At 71.1% G+C, this 18,798-nt stretch carries 18 protein-coding genes and 2 tRNA genes; 8 read left to right on the forward strand and 12 right to left on the reverse strand.

Features of this window, described 5'->3' with window-relative positions; translation table 11 throughout:
• Positions 1 to 352: 352 nt before the first annotated feature.
• Both KAG51_RS04985 and KAG51_RS04990 read right to left on the reverse strand, forming a co-directional pair.
• Positions 353 to 1,507 carry a bifunctional RNase H/acid phosphatase gene (locus KAG51_RS04985; RefSeq protein ID WP_290581278.1) on the reverse strand — a complete coding sequence of 385 codons (1,155 nt, stop codon included), beginning with the start codon at positions 1,505 to 1,507 and terminating at the stop codon, positions 353 to 355.
• Entirely contained in the window at positions 1,504 to 1,935 is a 432-nt protein-coding gene (locus KAG51_RS04990; protein WP_290581280.1) for a C4-type zinc ribbon domain-containing protein, read from the reverse strand. Before KAG51_RS04990 ends, KAG51_RS04985 begins: the two co-directional genes overlap by 4 nt.
• Positions 1,936 to 1,938: 3 nt before the next feature.
• Between KAG51_RS04990 and KAG51_RS04995 the strand changes: the two genes are divergently transcribed.
• A complete protein-coding gene (locus tag KAG51_RS04995; RefSeq protein WP_290581282.1) occupies positions 1,939 to 2,259 on the forward strand; it encodes a hypothetical protein in 321 nt (106 codons plus the stop codon).
• Here KAG51_RS04995 and KAG51_RS05000 read toward each other — a convergent pair.
• The 3 genes from KAG51_RS05000 to KAG51_RS14020 all read right to left on the reverse strand — a co-directional run bounded on the left by KAG51_RS05000 (position 2,241) and on the right by KAG51_RS14020 (position 6,233).
• Positions 2,241 to 3,431 carry a Nif3-like dinuclear metal center hexameric protein gene (locus KAG51_RS05000; RefSeq protein ID WP_290581284.1) on the reverse strand — a complete coding sequence of 397 codons (1,191 nt, stop codon included), beginning with the start codon at positions 3,429 to 3,431 and terminating at the stop codon, positions 2,241 to 2,243. The two genes, KAG51_RS04995 and KAG51_RS05000, sit on opposite strands and share 19 nt — an antisense overlap.
• A gap of 22 nt (positions 3,432 to 3,453) precedes the next feature.
• Complete coding sequence (locus KAG51_RS05005) at positions 3,454 to 5,547, reverse strand: RecQ family ATP-dependent DNA helicase (RefSeq protein WP_290581286.1); 2,094 nt, start codon at positions 5,545 to 5,547, stop codon at positions 3,454 to 3,456.
• Positions 5,548 to 5,618: 71 nt separating this feature from the next.
• Entirely contained in the window at positions 5,619 to 6,233 is a 615-nt protein-coding gene (locus KAG51_RS14020) for a TetR/AcrR family transcriptional regulator (RefSeq protein WP_363316143.1), read from the reverse strand.
• 85 nt (positions 6,234 to 6,318) lie between these two features.
• Between KAG51_RS14020 and KAG51_RS05015 the strand changes: the two genes are divergently transcribed.
• Positions 6,319 to 7,524: a GAF domain-containing SpoIIE family protein phosphatase gene (locus KAG51_RS05015; protein WP_290581288.1), complete on the forward strand. Its 1,206-nt coding sequence runs from the start codon at positions 6,319 to 6,321 to the stop codon at positions 7,522 to 7,524.
• 147 nt (positions 7,525 to 7,671) lie between these two features.
• Here KAG51_RS05015 and KAG51_RS05020 read toward each other — a convergent pair.
• The 3 genes from KAG51_RS05020 to KAG51_RS05030 all read right to left on the reverse strand — a co-directional run bounded on the left by KAG51_RS05020 (position 7,672) and on the right by KAG51_RS05030 (position 8,826).
• Positions 7,672 to 7,745, reverse strand: a tRNA-Val gene (locus KAG51_RS05020).
• A 188-nt stretch (positions 7,746 to 7,933) separates the two neighbouring features.
• The gene (locus KAG51_RS05025) at positions 7,934 to 8,389 is read right to left on the reverse strand and encodes a peroxiredoxin (RefSeq protein ID WP_290581290.1); all 456 of its coding nucleotides are present in this window, start codon (positions 8,387 to 8,389) and stop codon (positions 7,934 to 7,936) included.
• A 50-nt stretch (positions 8,390 to 8,439) separates the two neighbouring features.
• The gene (locus KAG51_RS05030; RefSeq protein ID WP_290581292.1) at positions 8,440 to 8,826 is read right to left on the reverse strand and encodes a DUF3052 domain-containing protein; all 387 of its coding nucleotides are present in this window, start codon (positions 8,824 to 8,826) and stop codon (positions 8,440 to 8,442) included.
• A 180-nt stretch (positions 8,827 to 9,006) separates the two neighbouring features.
• Between KAG51_RS05030 and aceE the strand changes: the two genes are divergently transcribed.
• A complete protein-coding gene (aceE, locus tag KAG51_RS05035) occupies positions 9,007 to 11,766 on the forward strand; it encodes a pyruvate dehydrogenase (acetyl-transferring), homodimeric type (RefSeq protein WP_290581294.1) in 2,760 nt (919 codons plus the stop codon).
• A gap of 86 nt (positions 11,767 to 11,852) precedes the next feature.
• Entirely contained in the window at positions 11,853 to 12,956 is a 1,104-nt protein-coding gene (locus KAG51_RS05040; protein ID WP_290581296.1) for a phosphatase PAP2 family protein, read from the forward strand.
• Here KAG51_RS05040 and KAG51_RS05045 read toward each other — a convergent pair.
• Entirely contained in the window at positions 12,905 to 13,849 is a 945-nt protein-coding gene (locus KAG51_RS05045; protein WP_290581298.1) for an alpha/beta fold hydrolase, read from the reverse strand. The genes KAG51_RS05040 and KAG51_RS05045 overlap by 52 nt on opposite strands.
• Positions 13,850 to 13,925: 76 nt before the next feature.
• Here KAG51_RS05045 and KAG51_RS05050 point away from each other — a divergent pair, with 76 nt between their 5' ends.
• Positions 13,926 to 14,789, forward strand: a complete 864-nt coding sequence (locus KAG51_RS05050) for an acyl carrier protein (RefSeq protein WP_290581300.1) — start codon at positions 13,926 to 13,928, stop codon at positions 14,787 to 14,789.
• Between the two features lie 3 nt (positions 14,790 to 14,792).
• On the opposite strand, the gene KAG51_RS05055 is transcribed toward KAG51_RS05050, so the two are convergent.
• Positions 14,793 to 15,308 carry a DUF3145 domain-containing protein gene (locus KAG51_RS05055; protein ID WP_290581310.1) on the reverse strand — a complete coding sequence of 172 codons (516 nt, stop codon included), beginning with the start codon at positions 15,306 to 15,308 and terminating at the stop codon, positions 14,793 to 14,795.
• Between the two features lie 184 nt (positions 15,309 to 15,492).
• On the opposite strand from KAG51_RS05055, the gene KAG51_RS05060 reads away from it, so the two are divergent.
• Entirely contained in the window at positions 15,493 to 16,197 is a 705-nt protein-coding gene (locus KAG51_RS05060; RefSeq protein WP_290581302.1) for a DsbA family protein, read from the forward strand.
• Between the two features lie 12 nt (positions 16,198 to 16,209).
• Here the strand turns inward: KAG51_RS05060 and KAG51_RS05065 are convergent.
• Positions 16,210 to 16,283: transfer RNA gene (locus tag KAG51_RS05065), tRNA-Met, on the reverse strand.
• 71 nt (positions 16,284 to 16,354) lie between these two features.
• On the opposite strand from KAG51_RS05065, the gene KAG51_RS05070 reads away from it, so the two are divergent.
• Together KAG51_RS05070 and KAG51_RS05075 are read left to right on the forward strand one after the other, a co-directional pair.
• Positions 16,355 to 16,945, forward strand: a complete 591-nt coding sequence (locus KAG51_RS05070) for a hypothetical protein (RefSeq protein ID WP_290581304.1) — start codon at positions 16,355 to 16,357, stop codon at positions 16,943 to 16,945.
• 47 nt (positions 16,946 to 16,992) lie between these two features.
• Positions 16,993 to 17,781 carry an SDR family oxidoreductase gene (locus KAG51_RS05075; protein WP_290581306.1) on the forward strand — a complete coding sequence of 263 codons (789 nt, stop codon included), beginning with the start codon at positions 16,993 to 16,995 and terminating at the stop codon, positions 17,779 to 17,781.
• On the opposite strand, the gene KAG51_RS05080 is transcribed toward KAG51_RS05075, so the two are convergent.
• Positions 17,778 to 18,605 carry a TrmH family RNA methyltransferase gene (locus KAG51_RS05080; RefSeq protein ID WP_290581308.1) on the reverse strand — a complete coding sequence of 276 codons (828 nt, stop codon included), beginning with the start codon at positions 18,603 to 18,605 and terminating at the stop codon, positions 17,778 to 17,780. The two genes, KAG51_RS05075 and KAG51_RS05080, sit on opposite strands and share 4 nt — an antisense overlap.
• Positions 18,606 to 18,798 lie beyond the last annotated feature (193 nt).

An 18,798-nucleotide genomic window follows, 5' to 3' on the forward strand; every position in this document is an offset into this window, starting at 1 on the left:
CTCTGCGAGCGGCGTATCGAGACCCGGTCAGACTCCGGTACCCGGTGGTACCGACCGGTCCGACCGCCCACGGTCACGCTGGCATGGTCTCGATACTCGTCGCTCGTTCCCTTCGATACATCGCGCTCGTTCCTCGCACGGCACTCAGGGCAACGCCTCGCGCCGAACTCGACCACCTGGCCGACCGGCTTCGCCGGTGATGGCATGGTCTCGATACTCGTCGCTCGTTCCTCGCGCCGAACTCGACCACTCAGCTGACCGGCTTCGCCGGTGATGGCATGGTCTCGATACTCGTCGCTCGTTCCTCGCGCCGAACTCGACCACTCAGCTGACCGGCTTCGCCGGTGATGGGTCACTCCGGGACGAGGGAGAAGTTGCGCACCGAGGGCAGGGCGTCGGGCCACCACACGATCGTGCTGATGCTGGCAGGTGCGAGCTCGAGGGTGTGAATCGCCGACATCGGCGCCCCGAGCGCCTCCCGGACCATCATCTTGATCGGCGTGACGTGACTGACCACCACGACGGTCTTGCCGGCGTACTCCGTGACGAGCCGCTCCCGCGCCCGGGACACGCGTTCGTCGACCGCGTCGAAGGTCTCGCCCCCGGGCGGGGCGACCGCCGTCGAGCCGAGCCACGCCGACATCTCCTCGGGCCACTGCTCCATGATCTCGGCGAAGGTCTGCCCGTCCCATGCGCCGAACGCGGTCTCCGCCACCCCGGGCTCGAGGGTCACGTCGAGTCCGAACCGGCGGGCGACGAAGCCGGCCGTCTCCTGCGTGCGCCGCAGCGGCGACGCGACGACGGCATCGACCTGGTGGTGGCGGGCGATCCAGGCGGCAGCCCGCGAGGCCTGCTCGCGTCCCTCCTCGACGAGCTCCGGATCGGAGCCCCCACTGCCGCAGAACAGCCGGCGCACGGTGCTCGCCGTGACGCCGTGGCGCAGCAGCACCAGGACCGTGGGATCGCTGTCGAGCCGGCCCCGCCACCCTGCGCCGATGCTGGTCGACGGTGCGGCGTGACTCGCCTCGGCGACGTCGTGCGGGGAGGGAAGCTCGTCGTCGACCGCACCGGTGACGACGCCCACCACGGCCGGACGGCCCGTGCGGAGCTGTTCGTCGAGCGCCTCGTTGGCCAGCGCGTCAGCCGCCGCGTTCTGCGCGCGCGGGACCCAGGTCCAGGTGACCTGCTCGGGCACGAGGGCCGCAGCGCGGTCCGCGAGCTCGCGCAGACCGGGGTCCTTGATGCGCCAGCGACCCGCCATCTGCTCGATCACGAGCTTGGAGTCCATCCGCACCTCGACGGCCTCCCCCGGCGCGTGCTCGCGGGCGAGCTCGAGCGCCCCGATCAGCCCGCGGTACTCCGCGACGTTGTTGGTGGCCTGGCCGATCGTGGCCCCGCAGGAGGCGATCACGGCGCCCGTGGCGCCGTCGCGCACGAGCGCCCCGTACGCGGCGGGGCCTGGATTGCCCCGAGAGCCGCCGTCGGCCTCGAGGACGAACCGGGTCACAGTCCGGACTCGGCCGTCCGCACCAGGATCCGGCTGCACTCGGGACAGCGGACGACCTCGTCGTCGGCCGTGGCCGCGATGACCCGCAGGTCGGAGCCGTTGAGCTCGAGCCGGCACCCCTCGCAGCCGCGGGCCCGCAGTGCCGCCGCGCCGGAGCCGTACTGGGCGCGCACCTTCTCGTACAGGGCCACGAGATCGTCCGGCAGGTCGCCGGCGAGCCGGGCGCGCTCGGCCGTGAGCTCGCCGCTCTGACCGTCGAGCTCGGCGAACGCGGCGTCGCGCGCTGCGGTCACGTCAGCCACCTTGGCCCGGGTGGTCTCGAGCTCGGCGAGCACCTCGTCGAGCGCTGCCTGCTGGGTCTCGACCTGGTCCATGACCTCGAGCTCGGCGTCCTCCAGCGTGCCGATGCGTCGCTGGAGCGCCTGCATCTCGTGCTCGAGGTTGGTGAGGTCCTTGGGGTTCGTGATGGCGCCGGAGTTGAGCCGCTGCTCGTCGCGCTCCCGGCGGGTCCGCACCTGCTCCACCTCGGCCTCGGCCTGGCGCAGCTCGCGGCGCAGGTCACCGACGAGCGTGTCGAGCTCGATCCTGCGGTCGTCGAGCTGGGCCTCGGCGGCCGTGACCTCGGCCAGGACCGCCAGCTCCGGCAGCGCACCTCGGCGGTGCGCCAGCTGGGCGAGCTGGGCGTCGACGGCGGCGAGGTCGAGCAGGACGAGCTGGACGTGCGGTGCGGCTTTCAGCGTGGGCTCCGGTGATCGAGAGGGTGGTCAGTGCTGGAGGAGTGCGGGTGGACGAGCGAGACGGTCCAGGGATCGGTGACGAGCGTCGACACCTGCGGCACCACGGTAGCGCCGAGCCGTTCGGTCAGCGCAGCGGCCGCGACCGGGAGCCAGGTCCACTCCGCAGCCCAGTGCGGGACGTCGATCACGGCGCACGCGTCGGAGCGCTCCAGGTGCTCGCTCACGACGTGGTGCTTGAGGTCGGAGGTGACGTAGACGTCGGCGCCTGCGGCCGTGGCGACCCCGAGCAGGAAGTCACCGGACCCTCCGCACAGGCCGACGGTCTCGACGAGCCGGTCCGGGTCACCTGCCAGTCGTGTGGCGCCGCCGTGGGCCGGCAGCGCCTCCCGGACGTGCTGGGCGAAGGCCGCGAGCGGCATCGGCTCGGGAAGCCGGCCGATGCGGCCCGTGCCTCGATCGCTCGGGACCGGCTGCCCCACCACGACGTCGTACGCGACGACCTCGTACGGGTGGGCGGCCGCCATCGCGGCGCGGACCTGCTCCCGGACGCCGGGGGCGGCCACGAGCCGCAGGGCCACCTCCTCGACGTGCTCGAGCTCGCCGATGCGTCCGATGGCCGGGTCGGCTCCCGCCAGCGGTCGGAACTGGCCCGTGCCCGGCCAGCGGAAGGCCACCTGGTCGTAGCCGTCGTGATGGCCGGCACCCGCGGCGTGCATCGCCGCGAGGACCGCGTCGGCGTCGTCCCGGGGCACGAAGACCGTCCACAGGTCCGGCCCGGGATCGGTGGCGGGCTGCAGGGGACGCGACTCGACCAGACCGAGCGCATCGGCCATCGCGGCCGAGACGCCGCGCGGCGGGATGTCGGCGTTCGTGTGGCAGGTGTGCAGGGCGATGCCGTTCGACAGGAGCGTGAGCGCGACGCGGCCCTTCGGATCGGACGCCGGCAGCGCGGTGACGCCGGACAACCACAGGGGGTGATGCGTCACGACGAGGTCGACGTCGAGCGCGACGGCCTCGTCGGCGACGGCCTGCACCGGGTCCACGGCCAGGAGCACGCGGCCCACCTCGGCGTCGAGATCACCCAGGATCGTGCCGACGGCGTCCCACGGCTCCGCCGTGCGGGGGTCGTAGAGCTCGTCGAGCACGGCGACGACGTCTCGCAGGGTCGACTTCGGGCCAGCAGGCATGCCGTGAGCCTAGCCGCCGGGCTCAGCCGACCGACGCGAGCGCGAAGGGCAGGACGGCATCGGCTCCGGCCAGTCTCAGCGTGCGCGAGGCGACGGCCAGGGTCCACCGGCTGTCGACGAGGTCGTCGACGAGCAGGATCGGGCCGGAGGTGGACGCGAGGGCGTCCCGCAACGAGTCGCTCACCACGAACCGGCCCCAGACCGCGGCGAGCCGGAACGCGCTGTTGCCGCTGGCGGTCTCGTCAGGGGCGCCAGGAGTGATCTCCAGTGCCGGCAGCAGCGGAAGCCGGCCGAGGTCGGACAGGCCCTGCGCGACCGACTCGACCAGGAGCGGCCGCTTCACCGACGGGGCCGCGACGATCGCGACGGGCCGCTGCGCCCAGGGCCAGTCGCGCAGCGCGCGCGTGCTCGCCGTGAGCAACGCCTCGCTGACGGGGCCGTCGGCAGCACCGGCGTCGAAGACCTCGCGCAGTGCTGTGCCCCAGCCGAGGTCGGTGAGGCGGGCCACGACGCGGCCGGTCTCCGGCCGCTCGTCGACCGGGATCTTGCCGCTGGCGTCGACGCCGAGCCGCTTGACCCCGGCGGGCCACTGGGCGCGCGGCTCGATCGGCACTCCGACCCGGTCGAGCGACCGGGTGGCCCGCTCGACGGCCTCACCGTCCGTGGCCGTGGGATACCAGGGATCGGTGCAGACGTCGCAGCGACCGCACGGCGCCGCGGACGGGTCGTCGAGATGCTGCTGGAGCAGCGCCATGCGGCACGTCGTGGCGCGCTGGTACTCGAGCATGGCCTGCTGCTCGTCGCGACGGGCCTGGGCGATGCGCTCGTACCGCTCCTCGTCGTAGACCCACGGCTCGCCCGTGGACACCCAGCCACCCTGCACCCGGCGCACCGCACCATCGACGTCGAGCACCTTCAGCAGCAGCTCGAGCCCCGTGCGGCGCAGGTCGACCCGCGACTCGATGGCCGGCACCGACATCGGCTCCGGACCGAGGACCCCGAGCACCTGGTCGACCTTGGCGGGCGTGGGCATCGACGCGGTGGCGAAGTAGTGCCAGATCTCGGTGTCCTCGCGCCCCGGGAGCAGGAGGACGTCGGCGGTCTCGGTGGCTCGACCCGCGCGACCCACCTGCTGGTAGTACGCGACGGGTGACGAGGGCGCACCGAGGTGGACCACGAACCCCAGATTGGGCTTGTCGAACCCCATGCCGAGCGCACTCGTGGCGACGAGCGCCTTGACCTCGTCGTCCTTGAGCGCCTGTTCGAGGCGGGCGCGCTCGTCGGGATCAGTGCGCCCGGTGTAGGCCGCGACACCGTGGCCCGCCTCGTTGAGCAGCCGCGCGGTGTCCTCGGCCGCCGCGACCGTGAGCGTGTAGATGATGCCGCTGCCGCGCAGCTCGCCCAGGTGGGAGACGAGCCAGCCCAGGCGCTCGCGCGACGAGCCGAGCGTGAGACAGCCGAGCCGCAGGCTCGTGCGGGCCAGCGAGCCGCGCAGCGTCAGGACGTCGTGGCCCAGCTGCTCCGCGACGTCCTCGACGACCCGCGCGTTGGCCGTGGCGGTGGTGGCCAGCACCGGGACGCCCTCCGGCATCGACGCGACCAGATCGGCCAGGCGCCGGTAGTCGGGACGGAAGTCGTGCCCCCAGTCGGAGACGCAGTGCGCCTCGTCGACCACGAGCAGACCCGTGCGCCGGCGCAGCTCCGGCAGCTGCTCCTCCCGGAAGCGAGGGTTGGTGAGCCGCTCGGGCGAGACCAGCAGGACGTCGACGTCGTCGGCCGCAAGACGGGCCCGGACGTCGTCCCACTCGTGAGCGTTGGCCGAGCTGATCGAGACCGCCCGCACGCCGGCCCGCTCGGCAGCGGCCACCTGGTCGCGCATCAAGGCGATGAGCGGTGAGACCAGGAGCGTGGGCCCGGTGCCGCGGGCTCGCAGCAGCGCCGTGGCGATGAAGTACACCGCCGACTTGCCCCAGCCCGTGCGCTGCACGACGAGCGCACGGCGGTGGTCGTCGACCAGTGCCGTGATGGCCTCGAGCTGCCCCTCGTGGAAGACGGCGTCGTCGCGCGCAGTGAGGCGGCGCAGGGCCGCCAGGGCGTCATCGGTGGTCGTCGTCATGCGGTCATCGTGTCAGCGACGTCCGACACGGGCTCGAGCCCGTCCACCACGTCCGGGCCGGGACCCTCGGCTCAGTCGGTGGCGACCAACGCGGAGAACAGGGCCGCGACGAGGCCCTCGAGGTGCGTGAGGTCGGCCTCGTCGGAGTCGGACTCCAGCAGGGCGTCGCGCATCGCCATCTCGTAGGCCCCGATCAGCAGGGTCACCGCCTGCTCCGACGTGACCAGCAGCTCCCCGCCGAGCAGCTCGACGCCGCGCTCGAGCACGCGCTGGATGTCGGAACGCGTCTCGATCCAGACCTCGCGGTACACCTCGGCGACGGCTCGCTCACGGATGCCGTGCGTCACGAACTCCAGCTGGACGAGGAAGCTCCGGCGGTCGCGTGGATACGCCGCCAGGAAGCGATCGACCGCCCGCAGGGCCGCGGGGACGCCGTCGACGTCACCGCCCATCTCGGAGTCGACCGCCGACTGCATGAGCGCGATCATCTGGACCTTCTCGCGGCCGAAGATGTCGAGGATCAGCTCGTCCTTGGACGCGTAGTTCGAGTAGAACGCACCGCGGGTGAACCCCGCACGCTCGCAGATGGACTCGACCGTGGCGCCCTGGATGCCGATCTCCGCCAACAGCTCGCGGGCAGCCTCCACGAGCCGTTCCCGGGTCGCCTCCCGCCGCTTCGTGGTCACGCCCGAGACCGTACACCGAACGGCCCTTTGGATACACATCTGCATCGACAGGTGTCGAGACCCCGCGGAGGGGTACTGGCCCGTCGTGAACTCCATCAGCGCCGTTGCGCCGGCCGCCGCGCCCCGCGGACATCGGGTCAGGACGAAGCCCGGTGGCGATCCCGCGATCGTGGCACTCCTGGAGGAGGCGCGTGAGCAGCTGGGCTCCCGGTCGGCCTCACTGCTGACCTCCAACGAGCCAGCCACGGTGCTCGAGCCCTATGCCTCGATCGGCCTCGGCCAGACCATCCGCGCGGCGTCCCGCATCCCGTTCGGTCAGGGATTCGCCGGGCGCATCGCGCTGTCCCGCCAACCCTTGAGCGTCGACGTCACCCGTGAGTCCGTCATCAACCCCCTGTTGCGAACAGCCGGCATCCGCTCGGTGCTCGGCGTCCCGGTCATGGCTCACGGCCGGCTCGTCGGGGTGCTGCACGTGGGCTTCGCGGTCGCCCGCGAGTTCAACGGCGCTGATGTCGCGGTGCTCGTCGGCGTCGCCGAGCGCGTCGCGGCCGCGCTCGCGACCGCCGAGGCCGCGCGCTCCCACGACCCGGCGCTCGAGCTGCAGCGTGGCCTGCTGCCCACGACACCGCGCCGCATCGGCGAGCTCGAGACCGCCGCCCGCTACGTGCCGGCCGAGGGCGACCTCGGGGGCGACTGGTACGACGTGTTCGCCCTGCCCGACGGCGGCGTCGGCCTGGTGATGGGCGACGTCGTGGGTCACGGGCTGCCCGCCGCCGTCGTGATGGGTCGCCTGCGCAGCGCGCTACGCGCCTACGCGATCGAGCGCACCGACCCGGCGGTGGTCCTGGAGCGGCTCGACCGCGCGATCCGCCACTTCGAGAACTCGGTCTTCGCGACGGTGGTCTACGGCGTCGTGACCCCGACGTTCGACGCGGTCACACTCAGCTCTGCGGGACACTGGCCGCCGCTGCTGGCCCTGCCCGACCAGGAGACGTCCACGATCGAGCTGGCCCACGACCCGCTGCTCGGGGTGTCGGAGTTCGAGCGGCGCAGCTTCCGCCTGCCCCTTCCCACCGGTTCCTCGCTGTGCCTCTACACCGACGGACTGGTCGAGCGACGCGCGACCGACGACGGCAAGCCTCACTCCGTCGACGCGCAGATCGACGTCGTCCGTCACCTGCTCTCTGCCCACGACGACCCGGAGGAGGCATGCAGCCGACTCATCGCCAGCACCGTCGGGGACAAGTTCGTCGAGGACGACATCGCCCTGCTCGTCGTGCGTCGTCGCTGAGACGCTAAGCGTGAGATGTGGGCGCTCTGCTCATCAACAACGCGGGACTCGACTCCCCCTCGCCCTCCGCTTCGCTCCGGGCTGGGGGGACCCCCACCCTGCGGGGGTTCTCGCCCCTCGTCGCCCAGGAGACGCTTCGCGTGGGAGTGGGCGAAGAGGGACTCGAACCCCCGACATCTCGGGTGTAAGCCGAGTGCTCTAACCAGCTGAGCTATTCGCCCTGGAACGGACCGCACCCTACCCCACCGTCACGCCAGAAGACTGCGATGCCGGGCAGAAAGACACGGCCGCCAGGGTCTCGGGTCCCTGGCGGCCGTGCGAGTCCCATCGTGGCGCATAGGGGGATCAATCCGCATCGAAATGCAGATTTCGCGGCCGAAACGACCACGGCAGGACTGCCACGGCAGGCTCAGATGGCCGCCAGAGCCGCCTTGTAGTCGTCGAGCGAGCGAGCGTCGGGGATCGCGTTCTCGACCTTCCAGCGCACGACACCCTCGCCGTCGATCACGAACGTGCCCCGGACGGCCGCGCCCGCACCCTCGTGGAACACGCCGTACGCGCGGGCAACCTCGCCGTGCGGCCAGAAGTCGCTGAGCAAGGAGAAGTCGTAGCCCTCCTGGTCGGCGAAGACCCGCAGCGCGAAGCGGGAGTCGCACGAAACGGCCAGGACCTCGGCCCCGTCGGAGGTCAGGTCAGCGAGATTGTCGCGCAGCTCGCAGAGCTCGCCGGTGCAGACGCCGGTGAACGCGAACGGGTAGAAGACCAGCACGACCGTGCGGCCGCGCAGCGCCGCGAGCGAGATGTCCTCGCCGTGCTGGTTCTTGAGAGTGAAGTCAGGGGCCTGCTGGCCGATCTCGATCGTCATGGCCCGAGCCTAGAGGCGCACCGCCCGGATGCGCCTCCACCACCCTCGGGTCAACGCTTGTGCGTGGAGAGCTTCGTGGCGGCCCAGTCCTCGGTGGCCGACGACGTGGTGGTGGTCGACAGACCCGCCACCGGAGCGGCCTCACCGATGTCGGCTCCCGAGACGTACCCGGGACGACCCACCTTGGGCGTGAGCAACCAGATCGAGCCACCCTCGGCCAGGTCCTGGAGCGCGTCCATCAGCGCGTCGGCCAGATCACCGTCGCCGTCGCGCCACCACAGGATCACTCCGTCGACCACCAGGCCGACCTCACCGTCCACCAGCTCGCTACCGGTCAGGGTCTCGACAGCCGCGCGCACCGCGTCGTCGACGTCGTCATCCCAACCGAGCTCCTGGATGACGGTGTCGGGCTCGAACCCCAACTTCGCCGCGTCCACACTCTTCCTCTCGTTGACCCACTGTGTTGCCCACCAGCCTCGCAGCAATGCTGCCGCGTTCCCAGCGGGACACGAAAACCTACTGAAAAGTAAGGAAAACCGAAGGTTCCCGGTCTCACCCTAGCGAACCTCGCGTGGAAGGATGGGAGGGTCCACAAGACATCTCGTAGGGAGTCACCCATGCCGCAACCCGGCGCGAACGATCGTCGTCCCGTCATCCACGAGGGACTACCCACCCAGCTGCCCGACATCGACCCGGACGAAACCTCCGACTGGGTGGCCTCCCTGGATGCCATGGTCGACGAGCGCGGACGCGACCGGGCCCGGTACGTCATGCTCCGCCTGCTCGAGCGGGCGCGCGAGCGACAGGTCGGCGTGCCGGCCCTGCGCAGCACCGACTTCATCAACACGATCCCGCCCGAGCGCGAGCCGTGGTTCCCCGGCAACGAGGCGATCGAGCGTCGCATCCGCGCCTTCATCCGCTGGAACGCCGCCGTCATGGTCTCGCGTGCCAACCGGCCGGGGCTCGGGGTCGGCGGTCACATCGCGAGCTACCAGAGCGCCGCGAGCCTCTACGAGGTCGGCTTCAACCACTTCTTCCGCGGCAAGGACCACCCCGGTGGTGGCGACCACATCTACTTCCAGGGCCACGCCGCGCCCGGCATCTACGCGCGCTCCTACCTCGAGGGCCGCCTGACCGAGGACCAGATGGACCGGTTCCGTCAGGAGAAGTCGCACGGCGAGGGCGAGGGCCTGTCGTCGTACCCCCATCCCCGTCTGATGCCCGACTACTGGGAGTTCCCCACGGTCTCGATGGGCCTGGGCGGCATCAACTCGATCTACCAGGCGCGGTTCAACCGCTACCTGCAGCACCGCGGCATCAAGGACACCAGCCAGCAGCGCGTGTGGACGTTCCTCGGCGACGGCGAGATGGGCGAGCCCGAGTCGCTCGGCGCGATCAGCGTCGCTGCGCGCGAGGAGCTCGACAACCTCACGTGGGTCATCAACTGCAACCTGCAGCAGCTCGACGGGCCGGTGCGCGGCAACGGCAAGATCATCCAGGAGCTCGAGGCGTACTTCCGCGGAGCCGGCTGGAACGTCATCAAGGTCGTGTGGGGCCGCGAGTGGGACGACCTGCTCGCCCGCGACACCGACGGCGTCCTGGTGAACCAGATGAACCGCACGCCCGACGGCCAGTTCCAGACGCTCTCGGTCGAGACCGGCGACTACAACCGGCAGAACTTCTTCGGACCCGACCCGCGCCTGCAGCAGATGGTCGAGCACCTCTCCGACGAGCAGATCGAGCGCCTGCCCCGAGGCGGCCACGACTACCGCAAGGTCTACGCCGCGTTCGACGCCGCCACGAAGCACCGCGGTCAGCCGACCGTGATCCTCGCGCACACGATCAAGGGCTGGCTGCTCGACTCCTTCAAGGGCCGCAACGCGACCCACCAGATGAAGAAGCTCACCAAGGACGACCTCAAGGGCTTCCGCGACCGGCTCAACATCCCGATCACCGACGCCCAGATCGACGACGGCGACCTCGCACCCTTCTACCACCCGGGCGCCGACAGCGAGGAGATCCAGTACATGCTGGCTCGTCGCGAGTCGCTCGGCGGATCCATGCCGAAGCGCACCGTCCCCGCCAAGCCCCTCACGCTGCCGGGCGACGACGCCTACGCCGAGCTCAAGAAGGGCTCGGGCAAGCAGCAGATCGCCACGACGATGGCCTTCGTCCGCCTCCTGCGCGACCTCATGAAGGACCAGGAGATCGGCAAGCGCATCGTGCCGATCGCGCCTGACGAGTACCGCACGTTCGGCATGGACTCGATGTTCCCGTCGGCGAAAATCTACAGTCCGCACGGCCAGACGTACGAGTCGGTCGACCGCAAGCTGCTGCTGGCCTACAAGGAGTCGAGCGAGGGGCAGCTGCTCCACGAGGGCATCAGCGAGGCCGGTGCGGTCGCGTCGGCCACGGCGGCCGGCACGGCGTACGCCTCGCACGGCGAGCCGATGATCCCGGTCTACCTCTTCTACTCGATGTTCGGCTTCCAGCGCACCGCCGACTCGATCTGGGCGATGGCCGACCAGCTGTCACGTGGCTTCCTGATCGGCGCCACCGCGGGTCGCACCACGTTGACCGGCGAGGGTCTGCAGCACGCCGACGGCCACTCGCCGCTGATCGCGCAGACCAACCCGGCCGTCGTGCACTACGACCCGGCGTTCGCCTACGAGATCGCCCACGTCGTGCAGGCCGGCCTCGGACGGATGTACGGCAGCACCGAGGAGCATCCGCACGGCGAGGACGTCCTGTACTACCTGACGGTCTACAATGAGCCGGCCGTCCAGGCGGCCGAGCCCGAGGACCTCGACGTCGACGGCCTCCTCCAGGGCGCCTACAAGTTCAAGCCGGCCGAGGGCGGCCCGGCGGCCACGCGCATCCTCGCGTCGGGCGTCGCCGTGCCGTGGGCCGTCCAGGCCCAGCAGATGCTCGCCGACGAGTTCGACGTCAAGACCGACGTCTGGTCGGTCACGTCCTGGAACGAGCTCGCCCGTGACGCCGCCCAGGCCGAGCGCGCGAACCTCGCCAGGCCCGAGGCCGAGCAGGCCGTCCCGTACGTCACGCGCGCCCTGAGTGACGAGGTCGACGTCACGGTCGCCGTGAGCGACTACATGCGGGCCGTCCCCGACCAGATCGCCCGCTGGGTGCCCGGTCCGTGGATCGCCCTGGGCGCCGACGGATTCGGCTTCGCCGACACCCGCGCGGCCGCGCGCCGCTACTTCCAGATCGACGCCGAGTCGATCGTCGTGGCCACGCTGACGGGTCTCTACCGAGCCGGCAAGATCGACGCCTCCGTCGTCCGCGAGGCCGCCGAGCGCTTCCGCATCGACGACCCCACCGCGGTGGCCGGCGTCGCCCAGGAGGGCGGCGACGCCTGACTCAGTCGCCCTGACCGGCCCGGCGTCGTCGCCGCGGTCAGGGCGGCTGAGAGGCCTCTCAGTCGGATCGGATTAAGATGGCGGCCATGCTGCGCCGCAATCCGTACACGTTCATCGGCATCGTGGCATTGGGTTTCGCGGTCATCGCGGTCGCCTTCTCGATCCGGCTCGACATCCCGATGCGCGACCCCGAGGGATTCCTCGGACCGGCGTACGTGCGGCTGCCACTGCTCGCGATGCTGTTCTTCGCCGCGGGCATCATCCCGCAGGCCATCATCAGGTACGGCTTCAAGCGCGTGGTCTGGGGCGTCCGGGAGGTCATCCGCACCGATTGGACGTGGGCCCGCTTCGGCTACATCGCGGCCGGCCTGCTGGCCTTCTACACGTCGTACGTGAGCTACCGGAACCTGAAGGGCTACCTGCCCGACCTCCGGCCACCGTCGTTCGACCGTGAGCTCGACACGCTCGACCACTGGCTGTTCTTCGGCAACTACCCGTCCGACCTCCTGCACAGCCTGCTCGGCACCGGCGTCGTCGCGCAGATCATCGCCGTGATCTACGTCAGCTACCTGATGCTGATCCCCATCACGCTCGGCGCCTACCTGGTGCTGAACCGCGACGTCTCGATCGGCGCCTGGTACGCCACGGCCCTGAGCCTCAACTGGATCCTCGGCACGATCAGCTACTACATCCTGCCCACCGTCGGACCCGCCTTCGCGTTCCCGACCCGCTTCGAGGTCCTCGACGGCACGCCCGCCTCAGAGCTGCAGCGATCCCTGTTCCGCGCCGGCCGAGACGTGATCGAGAACGACCGGAGCGGCAGCATCTACGGCATCGCCGGGTTCGCGTCGCTGCACGTCTCCGTCGTGTTCACCGCGTGCCTGTTCTTCGAGATGACCAAGATCCACCCGTTGCTGCGCCTGACGGCCTGGATCTACTTCGTCGGCACCCTCCTGGCCACGATCTACTTCGGCTGGCACTACGTCTCCGACGACGTCGCGGGACTGCTGATCGGTGTCATCGCGGTGTGGGCCGGCGCGTGGGCCACCGGCAACACCACACGACAGAAGGCCAGAGCCGCGGCGGGGCACCCGGACGTCGACATCCCCGACGTCCGGCCCCACGAGGCCGCGACGTCTCAGACCACGGCCGGCGAGGACGGGTCCGACACGGTCTCCAGCAGGGCCTGATCGCCGCGGCGGAGCATCGCGCGCCAGCGCCCCCGGTGATACGCAGCGGGCGGGTTGGCGGCCACGAACTCCGTGAGCAGCTCCACGAAGCGCTGGGGATGGTCCTTGTGCGGGAAGTGTCCGGAGTCGTCGAGCACCCGCACGTCCGTCAGTGAGGCGTGCGAGGCGTTGACCGCGTGCGACGCCGGGATGACCCGGTCGTCGCGTCCCCACACGACCAGCACCGGCATCAGCTGGGCCAGGTACGTCCGGTCGGTCATCGTGACGTACTGACCGCGCCAGTCGAGCACGTGGCTCGTCAGGCGCCGCACGGCCGCGCGCGACCGCGGCTCGGCGAAGGACTCGTAGATCCGCGCCACCTCACCGAGGTCGCGCGTCGCGCCCAGACCGGTGGAGGCCAGCCCGCGCAGTCCGGCGGCCACGAAGGGCCGCCAGGCGCGCGCCGTGGCCGCCGCCAGCACGAGGGGCGCACCGGGGAGCGTCAGCATGCGGATCAGGAGGGTGACCTCGGGCCCGAGGCCGCCGCTCGAGACCAGCACGACCCGCTCGGTGCGCTCGGGGAACTGGTAGGCGAACTGCATCGCCACGCCCCCGCCGAAGCTGTGCCCCACGATCGTGACCTTGTCGATGCCCAGCACCGTGAGCAGGTCGCGCATGCCGTTGGCGTACCCGCCGATCGAGTAGTCGCCGTCGGGCTTGTCGGAGTCCCCGTGCCCCAGCAGATCCGGCGCGATGACCGTGAACTGCTCCGCGAGCGGGCCGATGACCCGGTCCCAGGTCGAGGAGTCGCACGCCATGCCGTGGATCAGCAGGAGCGCCGGGCCGCTCCCGACCTTCCGGTAGGCCCGACGGTACCCGTGGACGACGACGTACTGGAGCTCCGGGCTGGTCACCCGCGCCACTGTAGAGGGGCCGCGTTGCACCGACGTTACGCGTGGGGTGGGAAGAGACGCCGTTAGACTGACCCGCATGCAGTCCGACGGGGAGGTCAGAGCGAGCGTGGCCGACCTCGTCGCCCAGCTCACGGGCAGCGACGTGGCCCAGATCCAGCCCACGAGCCGGCTCAAGGAGCTCGGCATTGACTCGCTGCTGGCGGTCGAGCTGGCTGATGAGCTCGGCCGTCGCCACGGTCTGTACCTGTCCGACCAGGCCGTCGACTCGATGCGCACCGTCGAGGACGCCGTGCGCGCCGTGGCTCACCACGACGGCGCGACACCTCCCACCTGGGCCCAGAGCCCCGATGCCGGTCCGGTCGTGCTGAGCACCTCTCCGGCCGGCGACTCCCCCGCCGAGACGACCGAGCACGACGTCCCGCTGGACCGCAGCCGCTTCACCGCGGGCGCCATCACGACGGCACTCACCATGATCGTCATCGGTGGTCTGGTGGGCGTGGCGCTGGGATTCGGTGCCTCGACCCTGCTGGCCTCGACCGGCCTGGGCGACACCGAGCTGCCGCCCATCTCGGCCTCGCCCACCGCCGACGCCGGCGAGGAGACCGGGTCCACGCCGACACCGACACCGAGCCCCACCGCCGAGACCTCCGATCCGGCAGTTCCGGAGCCGAGCCTCGCAGCGTCGTCCACGACGGTCTCGCCCGGCACCCGCTTCACGTTGACCGGCGCCATCCCGGCCGTCGGGCCGGGCGCACAGCTGCGGGTGCAGGTCAAGGACCCCGACAGCGACTGGGACGACTTCCCCGTCACGCTCACGACGGGCACCGACGGAGGATTCTCGGCGGAGGTCTACACCTCGCGCACGGGCACCCGCGAGTGGCGCCTGATCCACGTCGAGACGGGCGAGGCCACTCCGTCCGTCGCGGTCACGATCGGCTGAGGCTCACACGACCTGGTGCAGCCAGCGCACGGGAGCGCCGTCGCCGGCGTGGCGGAACGGCTCGAGCTCGGCATCCCAGCGCACGCCGAGCAGGGCGTCGAGGGCCTCGTCGAGCGCCACGTCGCCACGGGAGGCGCGCTCTCGCACGGCTTTGATCCGGTCCTCGGGAATGACGATGTCGCCGTGCACGCCCACCACGGCGTGGAAGATGCCCAGCTCCGGGGTGTAGGAGTACCGGGCGCCCTCGGCGGCCGCTGAGGCGTCCTCGGTGACCTCGAAACGCAGGAGGTCCCAGCCGCGCAGCGCGCTCGCGATCGCGGCGGCCGAGCCGACCGGTCCGGCCCAGGACAGCTCGGCCCGGTAGCTTCCGGGCTCGGCGGGCTGGCCCTGCCAGGCCAGGTCGGGCTTGCCTCCGAGCACGCCGGTGACGGCCCACTCGACGTGCGGGCACAGCGCAGACGGCGCGGAGTGGATGAACACCACGCCTCGCGCTGAACGCACAGCAGTGCTGTCGGCCATGCTCATGTCGCACCTCCGGAACTCGAGTGGTCGCCTTCCCCAGCGTCCTCGAGCGGTGACGTGCTGCACTGCCAACAGCCACCATTCTGCCCGACCTTCGGAAACCTGCCAACTGTCGGGCCTGCGGACGCAACCGACGCGGACCTGCAGCAGACCGTGCGCGGCGAGCAGGCAGGATGTGCACATGACGCGGACCCTCCTCAGCCCGACCCGCACGCTCACGAGCGGTGTGCTGCTCGCCGTCCTCGCCCTCGGCCTGACCGCGTGCGGTGACGACTCGTCCGGCTCCGACTCACCGAGCCGTGACTCGTCGTCAGCGGCGCCGGACACCGGCTCGTCGACCGATCGCACCGAGCTCGACCCGGCCGCGGGTGTGGCGTACCCCGAAGCGGCGGCTCCGGGCGCCCCCGTCGTGGAGGTCTACAGCGACTTCCAGTGCCCGATCTGTCAGCGGTTCGCCGAGGCGTACCTGGACTCCCTGCGCGAGGCTGCTGACGCGGGGAAGATCAACCTGGTGCTGCACCAGTTCTCCTTCCTCGACCGGGCCAGCCGCAACGAGTACTCCAGCCGTTCGGCCAATGCCGCGGCCTGCGTCTACGCCGAGGGCGGGAGCACGGCCTACCTCGACTACTACGAGGCACTGTTCGAGAACCAGCCCGCAGAGGGCACCGCTGGCCCGGAGAACGACGAGCTCGTCGACCTGGCGGCCACCGTCGGGGTCACCGGCATCGACTCCTGCGTCACGGACGGCGTCTACGACGACTACGTCGAGGACGCCGCCGACGCCGCTCAGGAAGCCGGCGTGAACGGCACGCCGACCGTGGTCGTCGACGGCGAGGTCGTCGACCAGACGAAGCTCGACTCGGCCATCAACGCGCTGACGGCCTGACGACTCGCACGGTAGGGAGGGCGGGGCTCGAACCCGCGACCCAGGGATTATGAGTCCCCTGCTCTGACCGGCTGAGCTACCTCCCCGGGTGCGACCACCTTAGTCCGCATGCTCCTGTCAACGGGTAGCGCGGTGGGAGCCCGGATACGTTGGCGGGATGCGTCTCCCGATCCCCGACCCCCGCGACGTCATGGCACTGGCGGCCCGTGGCCCTGCACTTGCCGAGGCCGTGGTGTCGGCCGTGCCCCGTGGCCTGGCGCTGCTCACCGCTGCGGAGCAGCTCGTGGCGCGCGCTGCCGTGCTGATCGAGGAGATCGACGCGACCCGCCAGGCGGCCGACGAGGTGGTCGCCCGGACGAACGAGACGGTCGACTCCGCCAACGCCGTGATCGTCCGCACCGCCGGCACGGTCGCCAGCGTCGAGCCGACGCTCCAGCGAGCCGAGCGGCTTCTCGACACCTTCGTGCCGACGTTGGAGCGACTGCACCCCGTGATCGACCGGCTCGCCGAGACGACTGACCCGCAGGAGGTCGACGCGCTGGTCGGCCTGGTCGACCACCTGCCGCAGCTCGTCGAGCGGCTCGAGAGCGACATCCTGCCCATGCTCGCGAACCTCAAGACCGTGGCCCCGGACATCCACGACATGCTGGACGTCACGCGAGAGCTGAACCTGATGCTCGCGAAGCTGCCCGGCATGGGACGCATCAAGAAGCGCGTCGACGAGCAGCAGGAGCTCGAGCAGGACTGAACCTCGTTGCGCACCCCCGGCAACCGGTTGCGTGCTGCAATGAACCCATGGCTGACTCGCGCAGGACCGCCAACCGCTACGCACTCGATGACAAGGTCGTCCTCGTCACCGGCGCCGGATCGGGCATCGGCCGAGCGATCGCACGTGGGTTCCTCGACAACGGCGCCCGCGTCGTGGTGACCGGACGTCGCCTGGAGCCGCTGGAGGCGACGGTCGTCGGCTACGGCCCCGAGCACACGTGGGCGGTGTCGGCGGACGTGTCGGACGCGGGCGCCGTGGCCCGGCTGATCGACGGGGTCGTCGACCGGTTCGGCCGGCTCGACGTCGTGGTCAGCAATGCCGCGGCCTACCGGGGCGGCGAGCTCGAGGACCTCGACGCGGGCGACTGGCACACGGTGTTCTCGACCAACGTCGACGGCCTGTTCCATCTCGCCCAGGCCGCGCTCCCCCAGCTCGAGGAGTCCGGGGGCAACCTGGTGGCGATCTCGTCGGTGTCCGGCGCGGCCGGCGACTGGGGTCAGGCCGCCTACAACGCGTCCAAGCACGCCATCAACGGACTCGTGCGCTCCCTCGCGCTCGACTACGGCGACCGCGGGGTCCGCCTCAACCTCGTCGCGCCCGCCTTCACCCTGACCGAGATGACCGCCGCGATGGCCGACGACGAGGAGAACCTCGCCCCGTTCGTGAACCGCATCGCGCTCGGCCGGCCGGGCGAGCCCGAGGACGTCGTCGGGCCGGTGCTGTTCCTCGCGAGCGACGACGCGCGGTACATGACCGGCAGCATCGTCACCGTCGACGGCGGCACCAGCGCCTCGACGGGCCAGCCACACGTCTAGACCGGGACGACTCCGGCGTCGATCCGCTGGCGCAGCGCCTCGTGCAGCACGATCGAGCCGGTCACGGCGACGTTGAGCGAGCTCGCGCTGCCCACGATCGGCAGCGCGACGGTCGTGTCGCACGCCTCCCACCAGGCCGACGACATGCCTCGGGTCTCGTTGCCGAGGACGAGCACGGTCGGTCGGACGAGGTCGAGCTCGCGCAGCTCCCGCTCACCGGTCTCGTCGGTGCCGACGTACTGCCACGCGCCCGGTTCGAACCACTCCTGCACCTGCTCCGGCCCGTCGGCCCGCAGCACCGGGACCGCCAGGAGCGAGCCGGTCGAGGCCCGCACGGCCTGCGGGTCGTAGGGATCGGCGGCGTACCCGGTCACGACGAGTCCCGCTCCCCCGAAGGCGTCGATCGAGCGGGCCAGCATGCCGAGGTTGCGCGGCTGGGTCGGCCGGTCGATCACCACGATCGGACCGCCATCGGCCAGCAGTCGCGCCGGGTCGTCGGCGGGCATCTGCGCGACACCGACCAGCTCGGTGACGTCGGCCTTCTCCCCCAGCTCGTCGAGCAGCTCCCCCGGCATCAGGACCTTCGGAGCCGTGCTCTGGCTCCAGGCGTCGGCCGCCCAGTCACTGACGTCGCGATCGAGGGGTCCGAGCAGCATCCGCATCGGCCACGCGCGCTCGAACGCGATCGTCAGCGGGCGGACGCCCTGCACCAGGAAGGACTGCTGGCGGTGGCGCTTCGTGCGGTTGGCGAGCAGCGCGCGCCACTGCTGAAACGTGGCGTTGCGGGTGTGCACGATCTCGTCGGCCCCGCCCAGTCGCTGCATCCGGCTTGTCTACCAGACTGCACGAGCACGACCTGAGTCGACGAGCGAGGTGCGGATCGCGTACGCCAGCGGCGTGGCTTCTGCACGTGGTGACGGCCGACGGCGTCAGGAGCGCCGCAGCCTGCCCGGCGAAGAGCACGGTGATCACGAGGCGCCACCCCAAGCCCCCACCCGACGGGACGACAAAGGCCCA

This window comes from Aeromicrobium sp. (assembly GCF_023146395.1).
Taxonomy (GTDB): Bacteria; Actinomycetota; Actinomycetes; order Propionibacteriales; family Nocardioidaceae; genus Aeromicrobium.